The following is a 19,495-nucleotide window of genomic DNA, read 5'->3' on the forward strand; positions in this document are numbered from 1 at the left end:
ATAAAATTTCATACTCGGAGAGTGAATTTTCAGTGTTGAAGAGTGAACGTTCATGCAAAAAGAGTAAAATTTCATTTTCAAAGAGTAAACGTTGAGTGCTCAGGTATAAAATTTCATACTCGGAGAGTGAATTTTCAGTGTTGAAGAGTGAACGTTCATGCAAAAAGAGTAAAATTTCATTTTCAAAGAGTAAACGTTGACTGTTCAGGTATAAAATTTTATACTCAAAGAGTGAAGTTTCAGTATAAAAGAATGAAAATCGCAGCTAAGAGAATGGATAATCTCTGTTTTAGAGTGATAGAAAAAGTAGCTACCTCTCCTGAAATCATTTATGGTTGCGCAACTTTTTATTTTTGTCTAAAGTATATACTTTTAGTAATACTTAAGACCATACCATGAAAACTTTATCCCTAAAACTGGACGATGAAATCTTTGAAGAAACCGAGGAGGTTTTGAAAGAAAAAGGCATTGCGAGAAATCGATACATCAACGAGGCGGTGGATTTCTACAATCGCTACAATCATCGAAAAAAACTGGCCAAAGCCTTTGAAAAAGCAAGTGCTATGGTGGGTGAATCTTCTATGGACATTAATGCTGAATTTGACCAACTGATGGATGAAGGAGCAGTTTGATGTCTGGTTGGTGAATTTAAATCCAGCAAAAGGAACAGAACCCGGCAAGATCCGTCCATGTGTTATTATCCAAACAAATCTCCTTAATCAGGTGGGCCATCCATCCACTCTAATTTGCCCGATTACCTCACAGATTTCTGAGGATGAAAATATTCTTAGAGTCAGGATCGATCAAAAAGATACAGGCTTGGATCAGGAATCCGAAATTTTAGTGGATCAAATCCGTGCCTTGGATAATCGCCGTTTTCTGGAAAAACTCGGAAAAATCAGTAAGGAAAAAGCCTTGGAACTTCGGACTAAGCTAAAGGCAGTGATGGATTTTTAGAGGGGGAGTTTTGAATTTTAGAAAATAGGAAGGTGGTTTGCAAACTCATCTAGATGAGGCGAATTTCATTCTTAACTGTTTAAATCCCAGCTCCCAGCTCTTCGAGATTTATAATCTCGAAGCTTTATCCGAAGATTTACAATCTTATATATTAATGTGCTTTTCTGTTTACGAGGATTGAAAAACAAATGAAATAGGTTCAGGATTTGTAATCCTGAACAGCGGACTTTTAGTACTAACATTTTTGCACGATGGTCGGAATGACCTTATTTGATGAGATTGCCACGCTTCGCTCGCAATGACGATAAAAAGATGATTGAATCATTTTCCTTACTCTTTCGTTATTCTGATCCTTTGCTAAATGCTTCCCGGAATTTCAAATCCTGAATTTGGGATTGGCATCCCGCAAAAGTATCTTTGTACCCTTAATCCTTAAAATCAAACGATAGTGGCAAATAAATCTGTAAAAGTAGGCTTGGTCCAGTTATCTTGCTCTGCGGATGTAGCAGCAAATTTGGAGAAAACCATAGCAGGTGTCAGAAAGGCTGCGGCCCAAGGCGCTCAAGTCGTGGTGCTTCAAGAGCTGTTCCGTTCCCTTTATTTTTGTGATGTAGAAGACTACGAAAACTTCAAGTTGGCAGAGGCCATCCCTGGTCCGTCCACAGACACTTTTGGTGCCTTGGCAAAGGAACTTGGCGTGGTGATCGTGGCTTCACTTTTTGAGAAAAGAGCAGAAGGTTTGTATCATAATACCACCGCAGTTTTGGATGCGGATGGAACCTACCTTGGCAAATACAGAAAGATGCATATTCCGGATGATCCGGGTTATTTTGAGAAGTTCTACTTCACTCCTGGTGATTTGGGCTACAAGGTTTTTCCTACCAAATTTGGAAATATCGGAGTCTTGATTTGCTGGGATCAGTGGTATCCGGAAGCAGCGAGAATCACAGCTTTAAAAGGAGCGGACTTCCTCGTGTACCCAACCGCAATCGGATGGCATAAGGATCAGGATGGCCTGACCAATGACGAGCAATACGGCGCTTGGCAGACAATCCAGCGTTCACATGCCGTGGCCAATGGCATTCCAGTCGTTTCTGTGAACCGTTGTGGGATCGAAGGAGATATGAAATTCTGGGGTGGAAGTTTTGTGTCCAACCCATTTGGAAGAGTGATTTTCCAGGCAAGTCATGAAGAAGAGCAAATCCATGTGGAGGAACTTGATTTTGCAGGTTCTGATAGATATAGAACGCATTGGCCATTCTTGAGAGATCGTAGAATTGATTCTTACCAACCGATTACAAAACGATTCCTGGACGAAGAATAGGCATTCATGGCAGACATTTTTGAATTAGCAAAATCAGGAGAAGTCACTCCGGCGGAGCTGGGATATTATTTCCCAGCCGAATTTGCACCCCATACAAGTACTTGGCTGAGTTGGCCGCATAAAGAAGAATCCTGGCCTGGCAAAATCCACACAATTTACCCTGCCTATTCGGAATTTATCAAGATCGTCGCCAAAGGTGAGATCGTGAATATCAATGTGGCTGATGAGGCGATGAAAGACTTTGCTTTGGCACAACTGGAAAAAGCAGGAGCTGACCTTAGCCAGATCAAGTTTCATTTCTTCCCAACCAATGATGCTTGGTGCCGTGATCATGGTCCTGCATTTCTGATCAATCCTAATGCCGCTGAAAAGAAGGTTTTGGTGAAGTGGAATTACAATGCTTGGGGAAACAAATATCCGCCACATGACCTGGATAACCAGATTCCCTATCGCATTGCGGAGCATCTGGGAATTCCTTGTTTTAGCCCTGGAATCGTCATGGAAGGCGGTTCGGTGGAGTTTAATGGCAAAGGAACGCTTTTGACTTCTAGAGCTTGTCTGCTAAATGAAAACAGAAATCCACATCTGATCCAGTCTCAGATCGAGAAATATCTTTGCGACTATTATGGTGTTAATCATATCCTTTGGGTAGGAGATGGGATTGTGGGAGATGATACCGACGGGCATATTGATGACATCACGCGCTTTGTAAATGCCGATACCGTGGTGACGGTAGTAGAAGAAAATAAGTTGGATGAAAATCACTTGTTGCTGGAGGAAAACCTGCAGGAACTGAAGCAAATGCGTCTGGAAGATGGCAAGCAATTGAACATTGTGGAGTTGCCGATGCCGGAAGCAAAGTATTACGAAGACCAGCGATTGCCGGCATCCTATGCGAATTTCTACATCGCCAATGAGGCGGTAGTTGTTCCGACATTCCGAGACAAAAATGACCAAAAGGCATTGGATATTTTAAGTAATTGCTTCAAAGACCGCAAAGTAGTCGGAGTCGATTCACTCGATATCATCTGGGGCTTGGGTAGTTTTCACTGTCTTAGTCAGCAGGAACCGGAAGTGCAGTAGGAAGTTTTAATTCAGAAATCTAAAGTCAGAATTATGAAATTTTCAAGATTCTGACTTTAGCTTTCTGATTTTTTTGCTTTCTGCGATTCTACAATAAATCCCCCTTGCCCCCTTTGAATAAGGATTTTCTTTTCTAGTCACAATTATTCTTCAAGGGGGAGTTGATCCGTGTTTCACAATCTATTTGAGGTAGCTAATTTTTAGATTTCTGACTTTAGCATTCTGATTTTTCAACCTACCTTCGGCAGGCAAGCTGTCCACTGCTTCTGCTCACTGCCCACTTATAACCCTTCCATCCTCCATCTCAATAATCCTATCGGTGCCTTCGGCGAATTCGGGGTCGTGGGTTACGATCAGCATGGTTTGCCCAAACTCCTGAGCTAATTCCTTGAATTTATTAAAAACAATGTCGGAGTTCTTTTTGTCGAGATTCCCTGTAGGTTCGTCTCCCATAATCAACAAAGGATCATTGATCAAAGCTCTGGCAATGGCAACACGCTGTTTTTGACCGCCAGAAAGTTGGTAAGCCTTCTTCAATGCATGCTCTTCCATCTCAAAGATTTTGAGTTTTTCCATCGCCCGGTGTTCCAGTTCTTCTCTAGAGAATTTCCCTAGCTTCAGACCCGGAATCATGATGTTTTCCAAGACAGAAAATTCATTGAGCAGGTAGTGGAACTGAAAGACAAAGCCGATTTTTTCATTTCGAAGTTTGGCGAGGTAGTTGGCTGGTTTTCCGGAAATCATTTCTTCGTCCATCCATAATTCACCAGAAAATGCGGTGTCCATCGTGGAGAGGATGTAGAGAAGTGTAGATTTCCCGCAACCAGATTTTCCCACCACCGAGACAAATTCTCCCCGGTTGATGTTAAAAGTTACTTTTTTCAACACCTGAGTTTTCACAGGATTGTAAAAGTATTTATCAATGCCTCGAGCCTCCAAAACCGATTTCTTTTCCTGGGTCATTTTCCTCTGATTATGTCTACAGGATCTACTGAACTCGCTTTTCTTGCAGGAAAATAACCTGCGAAATAGGTGGTGACCACGGAGAAAATCCCACCGATCAGGTAATATTTGGGATTGAAGTCTACCGGAAAGGTTTTAATCGTTGGCAGGGCTTCTGTCTCAAAAGGGATTCGTTCTATTCCCAAACAGGCAAAATAGCCCAGTATCAACCCAACGGCTCCTCCAATGATGCCGATGGCCAATGCGATGCTGATGAAAATTCTCTTGACATCCGAAGCATTAAATCCGATTGCTTTGAGAATGGCGATGGTGTCTAGCTTTTCATAAATCATCATGTTAAGGATATTATAAATCCCAAAACCTGAAACTACCAACAGCGTAATTCCCACTGCGTAACTGATCAGTGTTCGGATGCTGGTGCCAGTCTCAAACTGAGCATTAACAGTTTGAATATCATCGGCATCAATTTCGAAAATGTCTCTGTATTCTTTTGCCAAAGCCGGAGCCATGTCCAGATCGGTCAGTTTTACCTGAATATCGGTGATGTAAGAGGCTGGTTCGCCCAACATCTTTTGCACGGTTTCTATGGATGCAAAGCTATTTGAGTTGTCATAGTCCGCTAATCCCGACTGGTAATAACCGACAACTTTTAGCTGGATTTTATTGCCTTGTGCGGAAGTTGCCTGGATGACGTCGCCAATGTCTGCAAGCATTCGATCTGCAGCACCTTTTCCTAAAATGATGCTATTGGTCTGTTTTAATTCTTCGTAATTCCCCGTTGTGATATAGTCCTGGAAGGAGAAAAGTTCAGCCTCCTTGTCCACATCAATTCCGTTGACTACGCCAGTGATATCTATCGTCCCCACATTGAAAAACACCTGCGCTGAGATTTTGGGACTTAACCCTTTTACCCTTGGATCGGCTTCAAGGGTATTCATAATCGATTCACTGTTATGGATCGAAAGTCTGCTGGTGCTAGGCCTGACAGAGCGGATGACATTAATGGAGTTTGAAAACTCCTTGGTGATATCGATGGGTTGATCTGGGTTGGGTTTGATCTCGTTGTAAAAACGAATGTGTGGCGTTCTGTTTAATACCAGTCCATCGAGCATCTTATTCAGTCCGTTCATAAACCCCAGCAAAGTCACAAACATGGTGATGCTGAAAGTCACCCCGATGGCGGCTACCAACGTTTGCTTCAGCCTGGCGGTCATCAATGCTCTGGAGATTTCAATGATCAGGTACCAATTCATTTTTTTGGCTTGATCAAAACGGTGGACTCATCAATCCCTTTCAAGATCTGCGCATACTGGAAATTTTTAATTCCGACTTTCACCCGAAGGGTGTCTTCATTTTCATTGACTACTAAAGAATCGGCGATCAGATAGGTCCTTGGGATCACCACTGCCTTAATTCTGACTTCGGTGATGATATTCGCCTCGAGGCTTAGATTTGGATAAAGCTGAGGTGGCGCCTTGGTGAATTTTGCCTCTACTTTAAAACTTTTGGTTTGGGTATCCATAATCGGATAAATTTTATCCACCACGGCTTCGAATGATTCTCCTTTGTAGCTGTCCATTGATACCATGACTGGCTGACCCAATTTTATTTTTGAGATGTCGTATTCATCCACCTGCAGTTCCAATAGAAAATCATCTACACTTCCCAAAACCGCCAAGGCTACTTGTGGAGTGACCATTTCTCCTTTTTCCTTGAGAAGCGCATAAACTTTTCCATTGATTTTGCTTTTCAAAACATAATCACTTTCCAAAACTTTGCTGATCGCCAGATTTTTAGAAGCACTATTGGAGTTAAATTCTATTTCTCTTTTAAGGTCCTGATATCGGATCAAAGCCGATTCATAAGCCGTTTTGGAATTCTCCCAATTCAGTTTTCTCTGTTCAAACTCTACTTCTGTCCCGATATTCTGATCGTGAAGTGCCTTCTGACGCACATAAAGTAATGAGTCATTCTGCATTTTGCTTTTATTGACATCAATGGTCAACTGCAAATCCCGAAGTCGGGACTGATTGGCCTGAAGATCCGAATAGGCTTTGGCTATTTCTGCACTTTCCCGACTTAGTTTTTCCCGCTCATTATAGACTGCCAGCAATGGAGTTCCAATGGAAACAGAGTCTCCTTCTTCCACAAAAATTTCCTGAATAGGCCCGCTGGCATTGGTGAAGGCATCGTATTGATTGACTGCCTTTATATTTCCAGAAGCATAAACTGATTCTGTGATGGCTTTTCGTTCGGGGGTGATTTTATCCACATCAGAATTACCGCATCCAAAGAGGAAAAGAAAAATGAATGAAAAACCAGCAATGGGAAAGTAGGCTGGGTACTCAAAGGAAATTTTTTTCATGGGTAATCTTTGAGTGAAAAGAGGGTTTGATGAATTGAAAATAAGGACAATTAAGGGATAAGTCCAGCTTTTTCAATCTGTATTAAATTTTTATTCGTAATTGAAAGGAATCAATTAATTTAGTAATCAATCAGATTTTGCCCTATTTCATTTATGAAACGACTTTTCTCAAGCGCTTTTCTTTTGCTTGCCATTTCATTCCTTTTTGATTCCTGTGCTTTCAAAGGGATTCATCGGTATAAGAATCTAGAATTTACGGATTCCAGTTTAGCCAACGATCTTCCTAAAGAAAATCTGAATGTTTTTGCCCCGAAGAAAGCCGAAAATCTTCCTGTGATGGTTTTCCTTTATGGTGGAAGTTGGGAGAGGGGCAAAAAGGAGATTTATGATTTTTTGGGAAGTAGAATGGCAAGAAGGGAAGTGGTCACGGTGATCGCTGATTATCCGCTTTCTCCGGAATATCAGGTGGATGATATGGTAGAAACAGCGGCCCAAGCTGTGTTATGGACGAAAAAGAACATCGCTAACTACGGGGGAGATCCTGATAGAATTTTTATTGCAGGACATTCTGCCGGAGCACATTTGGCAGCAGTGTTATCAACCAATAATGAATATTTTGAGGAATTGGAATCGGTCAATCCAATTAAAGGAGGGATTTTGATCGATCCAGCAGGATTGGATATGCATTGGTTCTTGAGCGACTATCCTCAGGAGGGTAAGAAGTACATCAAGACTTTTACGGAAGATCCGGCTGTTTGGGAAGAATATTCTCCGATCAACTTTCTAGAAGATCAAAAAATCCCATTGCTGATTTTGGAAGGAGGAAGGACTTATCCAAGTATTACGGAAAGCATAGACCGCTTTCTGAAAGAAGCTGATGAGCAGGATGTGGAGGTGTCATACGAGTTTTATCCTCATAAGAAACATGTGAAAATGATCACACAATTCCTTTGGACTGGAAGCCAAGGCTATGACGATGTCCTGAATTTTATCAAAAAGGAAAGCAGTGAGGTAAAAAACGCCACGTCTTTTTAATTCTAATTGGGGTCCACATCGACGATAAATCGCACTGATCTAAATTCCGGTTTGGCAATGATATTTTCCTGAATCTGTGCCAATTGACTTTTGAATTCAGTTTGAGTTGTACCTGATCGCTCTAACTTGATCAACGATTCAAATTGATACTGATTCTTGATCCTACCAATAATTGCCTTTTCTGGTCCCAAAACAATTTTTTTAACAGCAATTCCAGCCATTTGCCTATGCAGGTCATGAGCCGCTTTTTCGGCAGTTTTGTAATCCGTATGTCTAGTGGTGATTTTGATCAGCTTGACAAAAGGAGGGTAATAAAACTTCTTCCTTTCATGGATTTCATGCTGGTAGAACTCAAAATAATCCCCTTTGATGACCTGTTGGTAAATGTATTCTTCCACTTTCCTACTTTGGATAATCACAGATCCTTTGGCTTCTCTTCGGCCTGCTCTTCCTGCAACTTGCGTGATCTGTTGATAGGCTCTTTCTCCAGATCTGAAATCCGGGAAGTTTAAAATTCTGTCCCCATCCCAAACGCCTACCACGGTGACATTCCCAAAATCCAATCCTTTGGTGATCATTTGTGTGCCCACCAAAATATCTATGTGCCTAGCTCCAAATTCATCCAAGATTTTTTGGTAACCATATTTACTTCTGGTCGTATCCAGGTCCATTCTCCCAATCCTAGCTTCGGGGAAAAGCAAACTCAGGGATTCTTCAATCCGCTCCGTTCCCATTCCCATCGTTGCCAATTGGCTACTTCCGCAGGCAGGGCAGGAGGAAGGTACTTTTTCCTTGTAGCCACAATAATGACATCGTAATTCTTCCGCAAATTGATGGTAGGTTAAGCTCACATCGCATTGAATACATTGACCGGTCCAACCGCAATCCTCACATTGGATATATGGAGAATAGCCACGGCGATTCTGAAAAATCAGGACTTGTTCCTGTTTACTTAAAGCATCCTGAATCTTCTCCCGCATCATCCGGGTAGAGTCTACTTTGAGAAGATTTTTTCTTTTGTCAGCGCCGATGTCTGAAATGTAGAACGTCGGAAGGTTAGAATTTCCATATCGTTCTGGTAGCTCCACTAAACCATATTTTCCTCCTTCGGTGGCATTGAAATAAGATTCAAAAGAGGGTGTGGCTGATCCCAACAGAGTTTTCGCCTGATGAAAATATGCTAGCATAATAGCTGCATCTCTGGCTTGGAATCTTGGAGCCGGATCAAATTGCTTATAGCTGGATTCGTGTTCCTCATCCACGATAATCATCCCCAGACTGTCAAAAGGAAGGAAAATGGAAGAACGAACACCGACTACAAAAGGAAATCTTCCCGAAATCACGCCATTCCAAACTTCCACCCGCTCGTTGTCAGAATATTTGGAATGATAAACTCCCATCTGACCACCAAAAACTTGCTTGAGTCTGGCAACAATCTGTGTGGTTAAAGCGATTTCCGGTAACAGCATCAGTACCTGTGAACCTGATTCCAATACTTCTTTGATCAGTTGGATGTAGATTTCGGTTTTTCCACTCCCAGTAATCCCATGAAGCAAAACAGTTTGTTTGCTTTCAAAATGGGTTTTGATTTCATTGACCGCAACTTCCTGTTTTTCTGATAAGATCAGTTCTCCAGCAGTAATTTCAGTTTCATCAATCCGGTTAACCACCTGACGGAAAGATTCAAAAACTCCATTTTTAATAAGTGTTTTTAATGAGCTTTCTGAATCTCCCTCTTCGAGCAAAGTTGCTTTGTCCAAGCCTTTTTCATTCAAAGCTGGATTATTGAAAACGGGAATATCACGAAGGTATTTGAGGAGAATGGATTCCTGTTTTGCTTTGCCAGAAAGATCTTCAAAGATGGCTTCCAACGCTTTTTTATCTTGAGCAATTTCAGTTTTCAGTCGTATTCTGGTTTCTACTTTTGGAGTGTATTTATCCTGAACCCGCTCGAAAATCAAAATGGCTTCCTTGATGACTAGACTTTTTAGAATCGGGTGAATGGTTTTGATCCCAAGTATTTTCTCGCAATCCTCGTAGCTAAGTTCTGGTGTGTTTTCCAGCGCTTCCAAAATCATTTCCTCCCTGGCATCCAAAGGATACTGGCTTTCTTCAGCGATAAAATTCGGGTTTAGCTGAACTTTACTTTCGCTACTCAGCCGAAGTCCTGATGGCAAAGCCGCAAGCATGACTTCCCCGATATGGCAGCAATAATATTCAGCCATCCAAACCCAAAATCTAATCTGAAGGGGATTGACGGAAGGCTGATCGTCCAAAACATCTAAAATTGGTTTGGCGTCATAAGCCTTTGGAGGTTTATTATGCACTTTGCCGATGATGCCAGTAAGTACTTTTTTTCTTCCAAACTGAACTATTACCCTTGCTCCAATTTGAATTTGGGAAGATAAAGCTCCAGGAATACGATAAGTAAACATCCGTGGAATCGGTACAGGCAGAATGATGTCAGCAAAGGAATTTTGGCCTTCGTCAGGAAACAAATCTTGATTGGTAAACAAACTTTCCAAGGAATCAGGCTAAATATGGGAGTTGTGAAAGTGCTTCTTCAATGGTGCTAACCGGTCTTTGGCAGGCATGATCAAAGCAAACATAAATTAAGGCATTTCCATTGGAATCAGGAGTTTTACCTTGAAGTATCGCGGCAGTTTCTGTCATTTCTTCCGAGAAGGCTAAGAGCAGATTTGGTAAATACCGGGTTTGAAATTGTTTAGCCAAGCTTTCAGCTCCTTTTCCAACGATTGCAATTTCAGCTGTTGGTACGAGGTTTTCCAAATAAAAATTAGCCCAGTTGCAAAGGAAACCCGGATCTCTTAAAATCAATTCCTTCATTCCCCCGAGCATTTTTTCAGCCAATTCCTGGTATTTATCCTCATAGGTGAAAATCGAAAGTTGGTGTAGATTTCTCGCCATTACAGAATTGGAAGCAGGAATGACATTGTCGAATAGCTCCTTTTTATTGGCAATCAGTTTTTCTGAATTCGGATTGTTGAAAAAGAAAAATCCATCTTCTTCATCCAAAAATTCAGATAAACATAGGTCGGTAAAGGTTTTGGCTGAATTCAGAAAAGAAGAATCTGAAGTTGCCTGAAACAGCATTAAATCGCATTTGATCATAGCGGCATAATCCTCGAGAAATGCAGGAGTATATGCCTGTCCATTTTTATAAGATCGAAAGAGTTTTCCGTCGAGGGTCATTTTATTCTGGATGAATCGCCTGTTCCGAATAGCTAAATCCAGCATGTTTTTATCTCCCGTTGCAAAGTAAGCCTGGACTAATCCTGAGGCCATCAAACCATTCCAGCCACTTAAAATCTTATCGTCTTTGCCTGGGAAAATGCGTTGGTTTCTTATGGTGAGGAGTTTTTCTTTTACTCCATTTAGCTTTTGAATGAACGCATCTTCTGTAAATCCATATGCTTTTGCTATTTCAGAATAGCTTTTGGTTTGGAAGAGAATATTGACTCCTTCTTCCCAATTGCCATTAGATTTAAGGTTATACAATTCTGAAATCCAAGACAAATCCTCAGGGATGTGTTGTTCCAACTCCTCGTAAGTCCAGGTATAAAACTTTCCTTCCACACCTTCGCTATCCGCGTCTTGAGCCGCTTGAAAACCACCCTCTTCATGAAGCATTTCGGCCTTCAGCCAAGCGGTGGTTTCTGTTACTTTTTCCAGAAAAAAGGCATCTCCGCTTACTTGATAAGCTTTGGCATAGAGTTCCAGGAGCTGTCCATTATCATATAGCATCTTTTCGAAATGCGGAGCAAACCATTCTCCATCCACAGAATATCGAGCAAACCCACCTCGTAACTGATCGTAAATCCCACCCATTCCGATTTTCCGGAGGGTAAATAATACTTTATCGACCAGATTTTGGCTTTTGCTCAAAAGCGCATAATCCAAGACAAAATCCCAGATGGCAGGCATCGGGAATTTTGGAATTCGGTTCATCCCTCCCCATTCGGAATCAAACTGACTGCTGAGTTTACTGATTGCTTCGGCTAGATCATCCGGATCCAACTCCATATTTCCAGCTTGTATCCCATACTTTTCTGTCTCCCTTTTTGCGATACTTCTACCAAAACCGGCAGCACTTTCCGCCAGTTGATCTTCATGATTCGCAAAAGCGTCAGCGATATTCGCCAGAAGGTTTTTCCATTGGCTGTTTGGGAAATAGGTGCCCCCATAAAAAGGCTTTTGGTTGGGCATCAAAAATACATTGAGCGGCCAGCCTCCCTGAAGTCCCATGGCCTGTACCGCATCCATGTAGATATTATCAATGTCTGGCCTTTCCTCCCGGTCAATTTTTATACAGATAAAATTTTCATTCATCAAATCAGCTGTAACCTCATCCTCAAAGCTTTCCCGCTCCATCACATGGCACCAGTGGCAGGCAGAATAGCCGATAGAAACCAAAATCGGTTTGTTTTCTATTTCTGCTTTTTTTAGCGCTTCTGGGCCCCATGGAAACCAATCCACAGGATTATGAGCATGCTGGAGAAGGTAGGGAGACTGGCTTTCGGAAAGTTTGTTGGTGTGTTTTGGCATAGAAGGTTTGAGCTTGTCACACTGAGCGGCGTCGAAGTGTTGTAAGGTGGAAAGGTTGTAAGTTGTGAGGTTTTTTAAATGGTTAGGATTGAAGGAGAAGTTTAACTTTAACTAGAATCTCATATCCCGATAATAATCTGGATGTATGTCGTACTTTGTATATCTAACTAGTTGATAGTTGTGATTTAACGGAAGAAATCTCTCTAGAAAAATCAAATTCGCTATTTAATCGTTCCAGCTTTTGAAGAAGATTGGAAAGGAATTTCCGATGCGACTCACTTTTTGGATTCATGGGTCTATGTGCCAAATCCATATTTACCTGACTGATTTGCTCCAATAGCTTTTTGCTTTCTGGGTTGAAAAGAGCGTTTTTCCATTTCTCCCAAATGTAATTTTCTGCCTGAGCAGTAGGATGAATCAGGTCCGTTTTATAAAATCGATAATCTCTCAACTCGTCGATCATGATTTCATAAGAAGGGTAATAGTGTACATGTTCTGATTTTTTGCAAAGCTGATCACAAAGGACTCGGAGAAGACTTTTGCTTAGCTGATTTTCCGGAACTCCATCTTTAATATGTCGCACTGGGCTAACAGTCAAAATAATCTTCAGCTTTGGATTTAATTCTTGGAGTTGCTCGAAAAGAGAGCTCATTTTTCCTTCCATCTCTTCTAGATTGGAGAGTTTTTTGGAAAATAGTTTTCCTGGCTGCTTATGGCAATTTGCAACAGGCGTATTTGAATCTGCCAATTCATAAAGCCAAGAAGTACCCAAGGTGATAATCAGAAAATCGCTTTGTTCCAGGTATTCTTTCACAAGAATGAGTTCGCCTGCTAATTTTCCCCGCAATTCCTCAATGGAATATCCCATCACTTGGGAATGCGTCCAATAATGAAAATGCAAGCCTTCCCTTTCCAGAAATAATTCATCGGGCAGATTTTTATCCTGTATTGCAAACTCAAGAAGTTGGCAAATTGGAATTGGGTGAAAGAGCGTTCCGAATGGATTGATCAAAATATCCATTTTCAAATCCTTCATTTTATTTCCAATGCTTTCGGCAAAGCAAGAACCGATACTTAGGATTTTATGATCGTGGGAAATCGGATTTGGATGGGTAGGAATATCAAAACTTGTGGTCCATTGCATGCTCGAAAATAAGCATTTGGTAACTTAGAAGATAGGATTGTCGAAAGGAATGAGCTATTGAAAAAGTCTACGGGTGAAATTTTTTTGAAAATATTTTACAGTTTCTGTGATTTTTTCGGAGGATTGAAGACTAATGAGTAAAACCGATTAAATGAGCAAAGAGGAGGAATTTGTACAAATGATTCAGGAAAATCAGGGATTGATTTATAAGATCACTCTGATTTACTCGAATGAAAAAGAGGAACAGGACGATTTATATCAGGAAATCGTGTTTCAGACATGGAAGTCATTTGATCAGTTTAAGAAAGCTTCGAAACCTAGCACTTGGCTTTATCGAGTGGGGATGAACACAGCAATAACTCATATTAATAAAGTAAAGAGAAAGCCTTTGATGGTTTCGATAGATCATTCTTTTATCAACTATACGGAAGAGATAGAGGTAGAAAAAGAAGAAAAGATTCAATGGCTTTATGCCCAGATCAGGAAGTTGAATCTATTGGACCGAGGGATCATGTTCTTATTTCTTGAGGGAAAATCGCATGAAGAAATCGCCCAGATTACGGGAATATCCACAAGTAATGTGGGAACGAGAATGTCCCGGATCAAGCAAAAGCTAAAGTCAGAAGCCACACCTAAACCAGCTAAAACATGGAACTAGAAGAAATGCAGACCCTCTGGGCAGATTTAAGCCAGAAGATTGAAAAACAGGATAAAATTCAAAAAGAACTACTCATGGAGATCACAAAACAAAAATTCAGAAAAAAGCTCAATCATATCAGAGTAATAGAAACCATAGGTTCCATTATTTGCTTTGTTTACGCCATGTATTTTATGTCTAAGCTGCCAGAGCTTGAACTTTGGTATAATCAGATTTTTGCGATGATCACGATTTTGATCATGACGCTTTTACCAATTGCCAGCTTATCCGCTATCAAAGGCATGAGAAGTGTGAAAATCGATGGGGAGGCACCTGCGAAGATGCTGGAGAAATTTGAAAAGTCGAAAATCAGATTCTGGAAGGTGCAACGCTACGGGATGATCTTTGGAGCTCTAATTTTGGTGACCATTTTGCCTCCGATCTCCGAAATCCAAGGTTCAACTGAAATGATTTCCAAACCGCTTTTTTGGATGATTTATTTGCCTGGAGCTACATTGTTTATGTACCTATTCAGCAGATGGGCTTTGGGGAAATATAAAAAAGTAATTGACTCATCAGAAAAACTGCTCTCTGAACTGTAATCTATAAAGAAGCAATTTTCTAAAAACAAAAATATGTCAGACTGAGCATCGTGATTTTTACGACACTCAGTCTGACATTGAGTTTAATGAGTATGCTGGGTTTTTATTTGGTCATATAATTTTTTGACCTGTTCATCCCCAAATCCATAAATAGGAACACGGTTTCTGAATTCACGGAATACTTTTGCGAAATCATCAGTTCCTAGGTCTGCCATGATCTGGATAATTGTTGCTTTTGGTTTGCCAGGATATTCTCCATGAGGAATGCTGTCTTTCCAAGCCTGAACTGCAGGAAGTAAAAAAGGAAGCTCAATAGAAACTTGTTTGGACAGTGTCATAGCTTCATCGATATGATGCGCTTGGTACATTTTCCATAGGTTAGCAATTACTTCTCTTTGATTTTTGGTCAGGAGTTTGGCGTCTCTATAATGCTCCTCCAGATGCCTGTCATTGAGTTCGGCAAATCCCAATCTTAAATCAGCTTTATCAGGTAAAACCAAATAAACTTCTCCTTTGTGTTTTTCCAAAAGATGCATCACAAACCAGAAATTGACCTGGCAAAAGAGATCTTGCTCAAACCAACAGTAAACTTTAGTATTAGATGCGACGGTTAATATTTTTTCAAATTCGGGTACTACTTTATCGAAGTATTTGTGATCAGGGTGATTGGGGGTTAAGAACTGATCTCTTACTACCCACAGTTCCTCAAGAGAATGAGCCTCGACAGGACCGTCAATAAGACATTCTCTTGCGATGGCGATTTCACCATGGATATCGGAGGGAAATCTGGATGCTAATGCATCACCATTTAAAATGTGTAACATGCTAGGTTGATTTAAGGTACTTTAATAAAAATACATGAGCGTTTTCATGGGGTATTTTTAAAGCACCGGTTTGTTTAACTCTGAATTAATGTCGAAGTAAAAACAGATTTAGAAAATTTGAGTTTCCCAAGATTTGTTAAAATTTCCTTAATCTCGGAAAATCCAAGGATGAAGTAAATAGAAAAGTTGCTTTTCTTATGTAATCGTTGAGGAAGGTGTCTTGCCAAATCCATGATTAATTCTGGCTACCTGGGGGACTGTGAGGTTGTTGATTTTTCGAAATTTCCTCCTATAATAATATTTCATCTTAAAAATGCTATAAAGCTTTTTTTCTGGTTTTAAGCTGAAAAATGATCAAGATTGGTCAGAATTATTTTTTGACAAATGTCAAAAGTCCCTTTTTTCAAATTTTGTTTTTCCAGATTTGGAGTAAATTTTATATTGATAATATATAAAATAATAGTATAAAATACTTTTATATAATAATATTATTATGTTTTAATAATCTATGTATATACAATATAGTTAGTTTTAGTTATACTAAATAAATAGACTAAAAAAATATAATTCCATTCTAAGAAAAGTTATATTTTTATATTTAAATCAATCCCTGAATATTTCAATTTTGTCCGTTGGTGACATAAGTGTCTCAAAAACAGACATTTTGAAAAAATGTATCTAAACGAATCACTTTTCTTTTCAAACGGGAAATTTGCCGTTTTTATAACTTTTTTAAAATAAATAGAATTATTATTTGATTAAATATTGGTGCAGTTTATTATTGTTTAAGTAATTTTAACACCCTTAAACCATTGTAGAGTATCAAAAAATTAGTTTAAACTAACCAACAAAATTTATGAGAAAAGCATTACTTAGCTTACTCTTTGGTTTGGTTATTACTTCTTCAGCATGGGCGCAAAGTCGTACCGTACAAGGAAGGGTAATCTCCACCGAAGAACCTGAAGGACTCATTGGAGTCAATGTACTAGTGAAAGGAACCACATCTGGGGTGGTGACTGATCTAGATGGGAACTATGTGCTACAAGTTCCTGATGGGGCCACGACGTTGGTCTTTAGTTACATCGGTTATCTGACCAAAGAAGAAACAATTGGTAACAGATCTACGATTGATGTGACTTTAAATCCAGATGCTCAAAATCTGGAAGAAGTTGTGATTACTGCATACGGTGGTACAGTCGATAAAGGAAACTTTACCGGTTCTGCTGTTGCTTTGAAAGCAGACAAAATCGCAAACAGACCTATCAACAACGTAGTGAACGCAATCGAAGGACAAGCTCCTGGTGTGATCACTACATCTGCTTCTGGTCAGCCGGGTTCTACTCCAGCTGTTAGAATCAGAGGTGTGGGTTCTGTTAACTCTTCATCTTCTCCGTTATATGTAGTAGATGGTGTTCCTTATGATGGGGACCTTTCGAACCTTAACCCAGAAGATATTGCGGATATGACCATTTTGAAAGATGCTTCTTCTTCAGCACTTTATGGTTCTAGAGCTGCAAACGGTGTGATCATGATCACTACCAAAACAGGTAAGAAAAATCAGCCAACTTTCAATTTGAGAGTACAGCAAGGTATATCAGGTAGAGCACTTCTTGAGTATGACCGTGTGAATGCTGATCAGTATTATCCATTGGTTTGGGAATCTTTGAAAAACAGCCGTATCGGTTCTGGTCAGTCTCAAGCTGACGCCGCACAGTATGCTTCTGACAACTTGATCAATGTATTGAAATACAATATCTACAATGTAGCAGATGATCAGATTGTAGGAACAGATGGTCTATTGAATCCAAATGCAGTTAACAATTTCCAAGGTTTGGATTGGTTTGACGAATTGGAAAGAATGGGTGACAGAAAAGAATATAATGTGACTTATTCTGGTGGATCAGACAAAACTGATTTCTATACTTCTTTCAATTATTTGAACGAAAAAGGTTTTGTGATCCAGTCTGATATCGAAAGATTCACTGGTCGTTTGAATGTAAATACGCAAGCTACCAAATGGTTAAAGACTGGTATCAACCTTTCTGCAACTATGAGTGAGGGAAATAATGCAAGATCTGGAGGAAGCTCCAGTTATGTAAACCCATTCTTCTTTGCAAGAAACATTGGTCCTATCTATCCCGTATATGCTCAAAACATGATGACTGGTGGATTCATCCTTGACGAATTCGGTAACAAGATCTATGACACAGGAAACCTTTCTGAACTAGGATTGCCAAGTAGAGGTGCTGATGCATCTGCAGGTAGACACGTAGTTCAAGAGACTCTATTGAACGTGGATAGATTTGACAGAGACGTGATTTCTTCCAGAGCATATGTGGAAGCTACTTTCTTGAAGAACTTCAGCTTCAGAACCAATATCTCTACAGATATGACTTCTCTTTTGGAAATCGGATATGATAACCAAATAGTAGGTGATGGTGCTCCAGCTGGTAGAACTAGTAGAGGAAACATCAGAACAAACTCTTTGACCTTCAACCAATTGCTTTCTTACTCTAATACAATTAGAGACAAGCACTTTGTAGAGGCTTTATTTGGTCATGAAAACTATGATTTGCAAGTTAATCGTCAGTCTATTTCTAAGCAGGATCAGATCCTTGCAGGAAATATTCAGCCTGATAACTTCGTAACTACCAACTCTGCTACTGGTAGATTGGATAGAGATAGAATCGAATCTTATTTCTCAAGATTGAATTATGTGTATGATGATAAGTACTCTTTCTCTGCTTCTTGGAGAACTGATGGATCATCAAGATTCTTTGAAGATGTAAGATGGGGTACTTTCTACTCAGTGGGTGCTGCTTGGACTATTGATAGAGAAGACTTCTTTAATTCTGCATTCTTCCAGTTAATGAAATTGAGAGTTTCTTATGGTGAAGTAGGTAATAACAATGTAAGTGGATATTATCCTTGGCAGGCATTGTATGACTTAGGTTATAACAACGCATCTGAGCCAGGTATACTTCAGGCTTCTTTGGCTGCAAGAGATCTACAGTGGGAATCAAACAATACGTTTGATATCGGATTGGACTTTGCTTTTGCAAACAGATTCTCTGGTACTATCGAATACTTCAACAGAAGCTCTGAGAACCTATTGTTTGAAGTACCTCTCTCTTTGACAACAGGTCTTTCTTCTAAATTCCAGAACATCGGTACAATGGCAAACTCTGGTATTGAATTCAATATCGCAGGTGACATCGTAAGATCAGGTGATTTCAAATGGAATTTGGGCGTAAACGTTTCTACTTTCAAGAATGAATTCAAGAAGCTTCCATTCGATGAGCAAATCAACGGTACTAAAAAGTATGTTGTTGGAAGATCTATTTATGATTTCTGGTTGAGAGACTGGTATGGTGTAGATCCTGAAACTGGTGATGGTCTTTTCAGAGCTGACGAATATGATGCAGGTGATGAAGATATCAGAATCGTAGGTTCTGATACATTGACTGTAGATGCAAACAATGCAAGATATCATTTTGCAGGAAATGCAATTCCCGACTTCTTTGGAGGTATCACTAATACTTTCACTTACAAAGGTCTTTCCTTGAACATCCTGATGAGTTTCGCAGTAGGTGGTGACATCTATGATGGAATCTATGGTGGTTTGATGGATGCTGGTACTGAAGGTGGTGCATTGCACAAGGATATCTTGAACAGATGGCAGAAGCCAGGTGACATCACAGATGTACCAAAAATGGATGTTTCTGGTGCTGCAGATACCAATGTGGCTTCAGATCGTTGGTTGACTTCCGCATCTTACCTAAACTTGAGATCGGTTAACCTTTCTTACACTTTGCCAAGAACATTCTTGGAGAAAATTAAAGTGAAAGCTGCAACGGTTTACCTAGCTGGTGAAAACTTAGGCTGGTTGTCTTCAAGAAGTGGCATGTACGTTTCCGGAACTTTCAACGGAACTACTTCCAATACCTTTACTCCAGCAAGAACATTTACGCTGGGTGTTAATGTGAACCTGTAAT

Annotated in this window: 15 protein-coding genes; 8 read left to right on the forward strand and 7 right to left on the reverse strand. The window is 40.1% G+C overall.

The window, feature by feature from the left end; all coding sequences use genetic code 11:
* Positions 1-395: 395 nt before the first annotated feature.
* From FHS59_RS14820 to FHS59_RS14835, 4 genes are all read left to right on the forward strand, one after another.
* The gene (locus FHS59_RS14820; RefSeq protein WP_184496203.1) at positions 396-632 is read left to right on the forward strand and encodes a hypothetical protein; all 237 of its coding nucleotides are present in this window, start codon (positions 396-398) and stop codon (positions 630-632) included.
* Positions 616-957, forward strand: coding sequence for a type II toxin-antitoxin system PemK/MazF family toxin (locus FHS59_RS14825; RefSeq protein WP_184496204.1), 342 nt, complete (start codon positions 616-618; stop codon positions 955-957). Before FHS59_RS14820 ends, FHS59_RS14825 begins: the two co-directional genes overlap by 17 nt.
* 448 nt (positions 958-1,405) lie before the next feature.
* Entirely contained in the window at positions 1,406-2,281 is an 876-nt protein-coding gene (locus FHS59_RS14830) for a carbon-nitrogen hydrolase (RefSeq protein WP_184496205.1), read from the forward strand.
* Between the two features lie 6 nt (positions 2,282-2,287).
* Positions 2,288-3,364 (forward strand): agmatine deiminase family protein, encoded by a 1,077-nt coding sequence (locus FHS59_RS14835; RefSeq protein ID WP_184496206.1) that lies wholly within the window; start codon positions 2,288-2,290, stop codon positions 3,362-3,364.
* A gap of 270 nt (positions 3,365-3,634) precedes the next feature.
* On the opposite strand, the gene FHS59_RS14840 is transcribed toward FHS59_RS14835, so the two are convergent.
* Genes FHS59_RS14840 through FHS59_RS14850 form a run of 3 tightly spaced genes read right to left on the reverse strand, consistent with a single transcriptional unit; the run spans position 3,635 to position 6,692 of the window.
* Complete coding sequence (locus FHS59_RS14840) at positions 3,635-4,327, reverse strand: ABC transporter ATP-binding protein (RefSeq protein ID WP_184496207.1); 693 nt, start codon at positions 4,325-4,327, stop codon at positions 3,635-3,637.
* The gene (locus FHS59_RS14845; RefSeq protein WP_184496208.1) at positions 4,324-5,580 is read right to left on the reverse strand and encodes an ABC transporter permease; all 1,257 of its coding nucleotides are present in this window, start codon (positions 5,578-5,580) and stop codon (positions 4,324-4,326) included. Before FHS59_RS14845 ends, FHS59_RS14840 begins: the two co-directional genes overlap by 4 nt.
* Positions 5,577-6,692 (reverse strand): efflux RND transporter periplasmic adaptor subunit, encoded by a 1,116-nt coding sequence (locus FHS59_RS14850; RefSeq protein WP_184496209.1) that lies wholly within the window; start codon positions 6,690-6,692, stop codon positions 5,577-5,579. The genes FHS59_RS14845 and FHS59_RS14850 overlap by 4 nt, the downstream gene beginning before the upstream one ends.
* Positions 6,693-6,845: 153 nt before the next feature.
* Between FHS59_RS14850 and FHS59_RS14855 the strand changes: the two genes are divergently transcribed.
* A complete protein-coding gene (locus FHS59_RS14855) occupies positions 6,846-7,727 on the forward strand; it encodes an alpha/beta hydrolase (RefSeq protein WP_184496210.1) in 882 nt (293 codons plus the stop codon).
* Between the two features lie 2 nt (positions 7,728-7,729).
* On the opposite strand, the gene priA is transcribed toward FHS59_RS14855, so the two are convergent.
* The 3 genes from priA to FHS59_RS14870 form a co-directional block, all read right to left on the reverse strand.
* Positions 7,730-10,252, reverse strand: coding sequence for a replication restart helicase PriA (gene priA / locus FHS59_RS14860; RefSeq protein WP_184496211.1), 2,523 nt, complete (start codon positions 10,250-10,252; stop codon positions 7,730-7,732).
* A gap of 4 nt (positions 10,253-10,256) precedes the next feature.
* Positions 10,257-12,293 carry a thioredoxin domain-containing protein gene (locus tag FHS59_RS14865; RefSeq protein ID WP_184496212.1) on the reverse strand — a complete coding sequence of 679 codons (2,037 nt, stop codon included), beginning with the start codon at positions 12,291-12,293 and terminating at the stop codon, positions 10,257-10,259.
* A gap of 163 nt (positions 12,294-12,456) precedes the next feature.
* Complete coding sequence (locus FHS59_RS14870; protein ID WP_184496213.1) at positions 12,457-13,437, reverse strand: GSCFA domain-containing protein; 981 nt, start codon at positions 13,435-13,437, stop codon at positions 12,457-12,459.
* A gap of 151 nt (positions 13,438-13,588) precedes the next feature.
* Here FHS59_RS14870 and FHS59_RS14875 point away from each other — a divergent pair, with 151 nt between their 5' ends.
* Together FHS59_RS14875 and FHS59_RS14880 are read left to right on the forward strand one after the other, a co-directional pair.
* Positions 13,589-14,095, forward strand: a complete 507-nt coding sequence (locus FHS59_RS14875) for a sigma-70 family RNA polymerase sigma factor (protein ID WP_184496214.1) — start codon at positions 13,589-13,591, stop codon at positions 14,093-14,095.
* Positions 14,086-14,676 (forward strand): hypothetical protein, encoded by a 591-nt coding sequence (locus FHS59_RS14880; protein WP_184496215.1) that lies wholly within the window; start codon positions 14,086-14,088, stop codon positions 14,674-14,676. The genes FHS59_RS14875 and FHS59_RS14880 overlap by 10 nt, the downstream gene beginning before the upstream one ends.
* An 83-nt stretch (positions 14,677-14,759) precedes the next feature.
* Here the strand turns inward: FHS59_RS14880 and FHS59_RS14885 are convergent, their stop codons facing one another.
* Entirely contained in the window at positions 14,760-15,500 is a 741-nt protein-coding gene (locus FHS59_RS14885) for a DUF1835 domain-containing protein (RefSeq protein WP_184496216.1), read from the reverse strand.
* A gap of 856 nt (positions 15,501-16,356) precedes the next feature.
* Here FHS59_RS14885 and FHS59_RS14890 point away from each other — a divergent pair.
* Positions 16,357-19,494: a SusC/RagA family TonB-linked outer membrane protein gene (locus FHS59_RS14890; RefSeq protein ID WP_184496217.1), complete on the forward strand. Its 3,138-nt coding sequence runs from the start codon at positions 16,357-16,359 to the stop codon at positions 19,492-19,494.
* The last annotated feature ends 1 nt before the right edge of the window (position 19,495 follow it).

Origin of the sequence: Algoriphagus iocasae (assembly GCF_014206875.1) — a bacterium.
Classification (GTDB): Bacteria; Bacteroidota; Bacteroidia; order Cytophagales; family Cyclobacteriaceae; genus Algoriphagus; species Algoriphagus iocasae.

What these genes read in the sequence shown, in the direction of transcription:
- FHS59_RS14820 (WP_184496203.1), top strand. Translation starts at nt 396, where the DNA reads ATGAAAACTTTATCCCTAAAACTGGACGATGAAATCTTTGAAGAAACC.
- FHS59_RS14825 (WP_184496204.1), top strand. Translation starts at nt 616, where the DNA reads ATGAAGGAGCAGTTTGATGTCTGGTTGGTGAATTTAAATCCAGCAAAA.
- FHS59_RS14835 (WP_184496206.1), top strand. Translation starts at nt 2,288, where the DNA reads ATGGCAGACATTTTTGAATTAGCAAAATCAGGAGAAGTCACTCCGGCG.
- FHS59_RS14840 (WP_184496207.1), bottom strand. Translation starts at nt 4,327, where the DNA reads ATGACCCAGGAAAAGAAATCGGTTTTGGAGGCTCGAGGCATTGATAAA.
- FHS59_RS14845 (WP_184496208.1), bottom strand. Translation starts at nt 5,580, where the DNA reads ATGAATTGGTACCTGATCATTGAAATCTCCAGAGCATTGATGACCGCC.
- FHS59_RS14850 (WP_184496209.1), bottom strand. Translation starts at nt 6,692, where the DNA reads ATGAAAAAAATTTCCTTTGAGTACCCAGCCTACTTTCCCATTGCTGGT.
- FHS59_RS14855 (WP_184496210.1), top strand. Translation starts at nt 6,846, where the DNA reads ATGAAACGACTTTTCTCAAGCGCTTTTCTTTTGCTTGCCATTTCATTC.
- FHS59_RS14865 (WP_184496212.1), bottom strand. Translation starts at nt 12,293, where the DNA reads ATGCCAAAACACACCAACAAACTTTCCGAAAGCCAGTCTCCCTACCTT.
- FHS59_RS14870 (WP_184496213.1), bottom strand. Translation starts at nt 13,437, where the DNA reads ATGCAATGGACCACAAGTTTTGATATTCCTACCCATCCAAATCCGATT.
- FHS59_RS14875 (WP_184496214.1), top strand. Translation starts at nt 13,589, where the DNA reads ATGAGCAAAGAGGAGGAATTTGTACAAATGATTCAGGAAAATCAGGGA.
- FHS59_RS14880 (WP_184496215.1), top strand. Translation starts at nt 14,086, where the DNA reads ATGGAACTAGAAGAAATGCAGACCCTCTGGGCAGATTTAAGCCAGAAG.
- FHS59_RS14885 (WP_184496216.1), bottom strand. Translation starts at nt 15,500, where the DNA reads ATGTTACACATTTTAAATGGTGATGCATTAGCATCCAGATTTCCCTCC.
- FHS59_RS14890 (WP_184496217.1), top strand. Translation starts at nt 16,357, where the DNA reads ATGAGAAAAGCATTACTTAGCTTACTCTTTGGTTTGGTTATTACTTCT.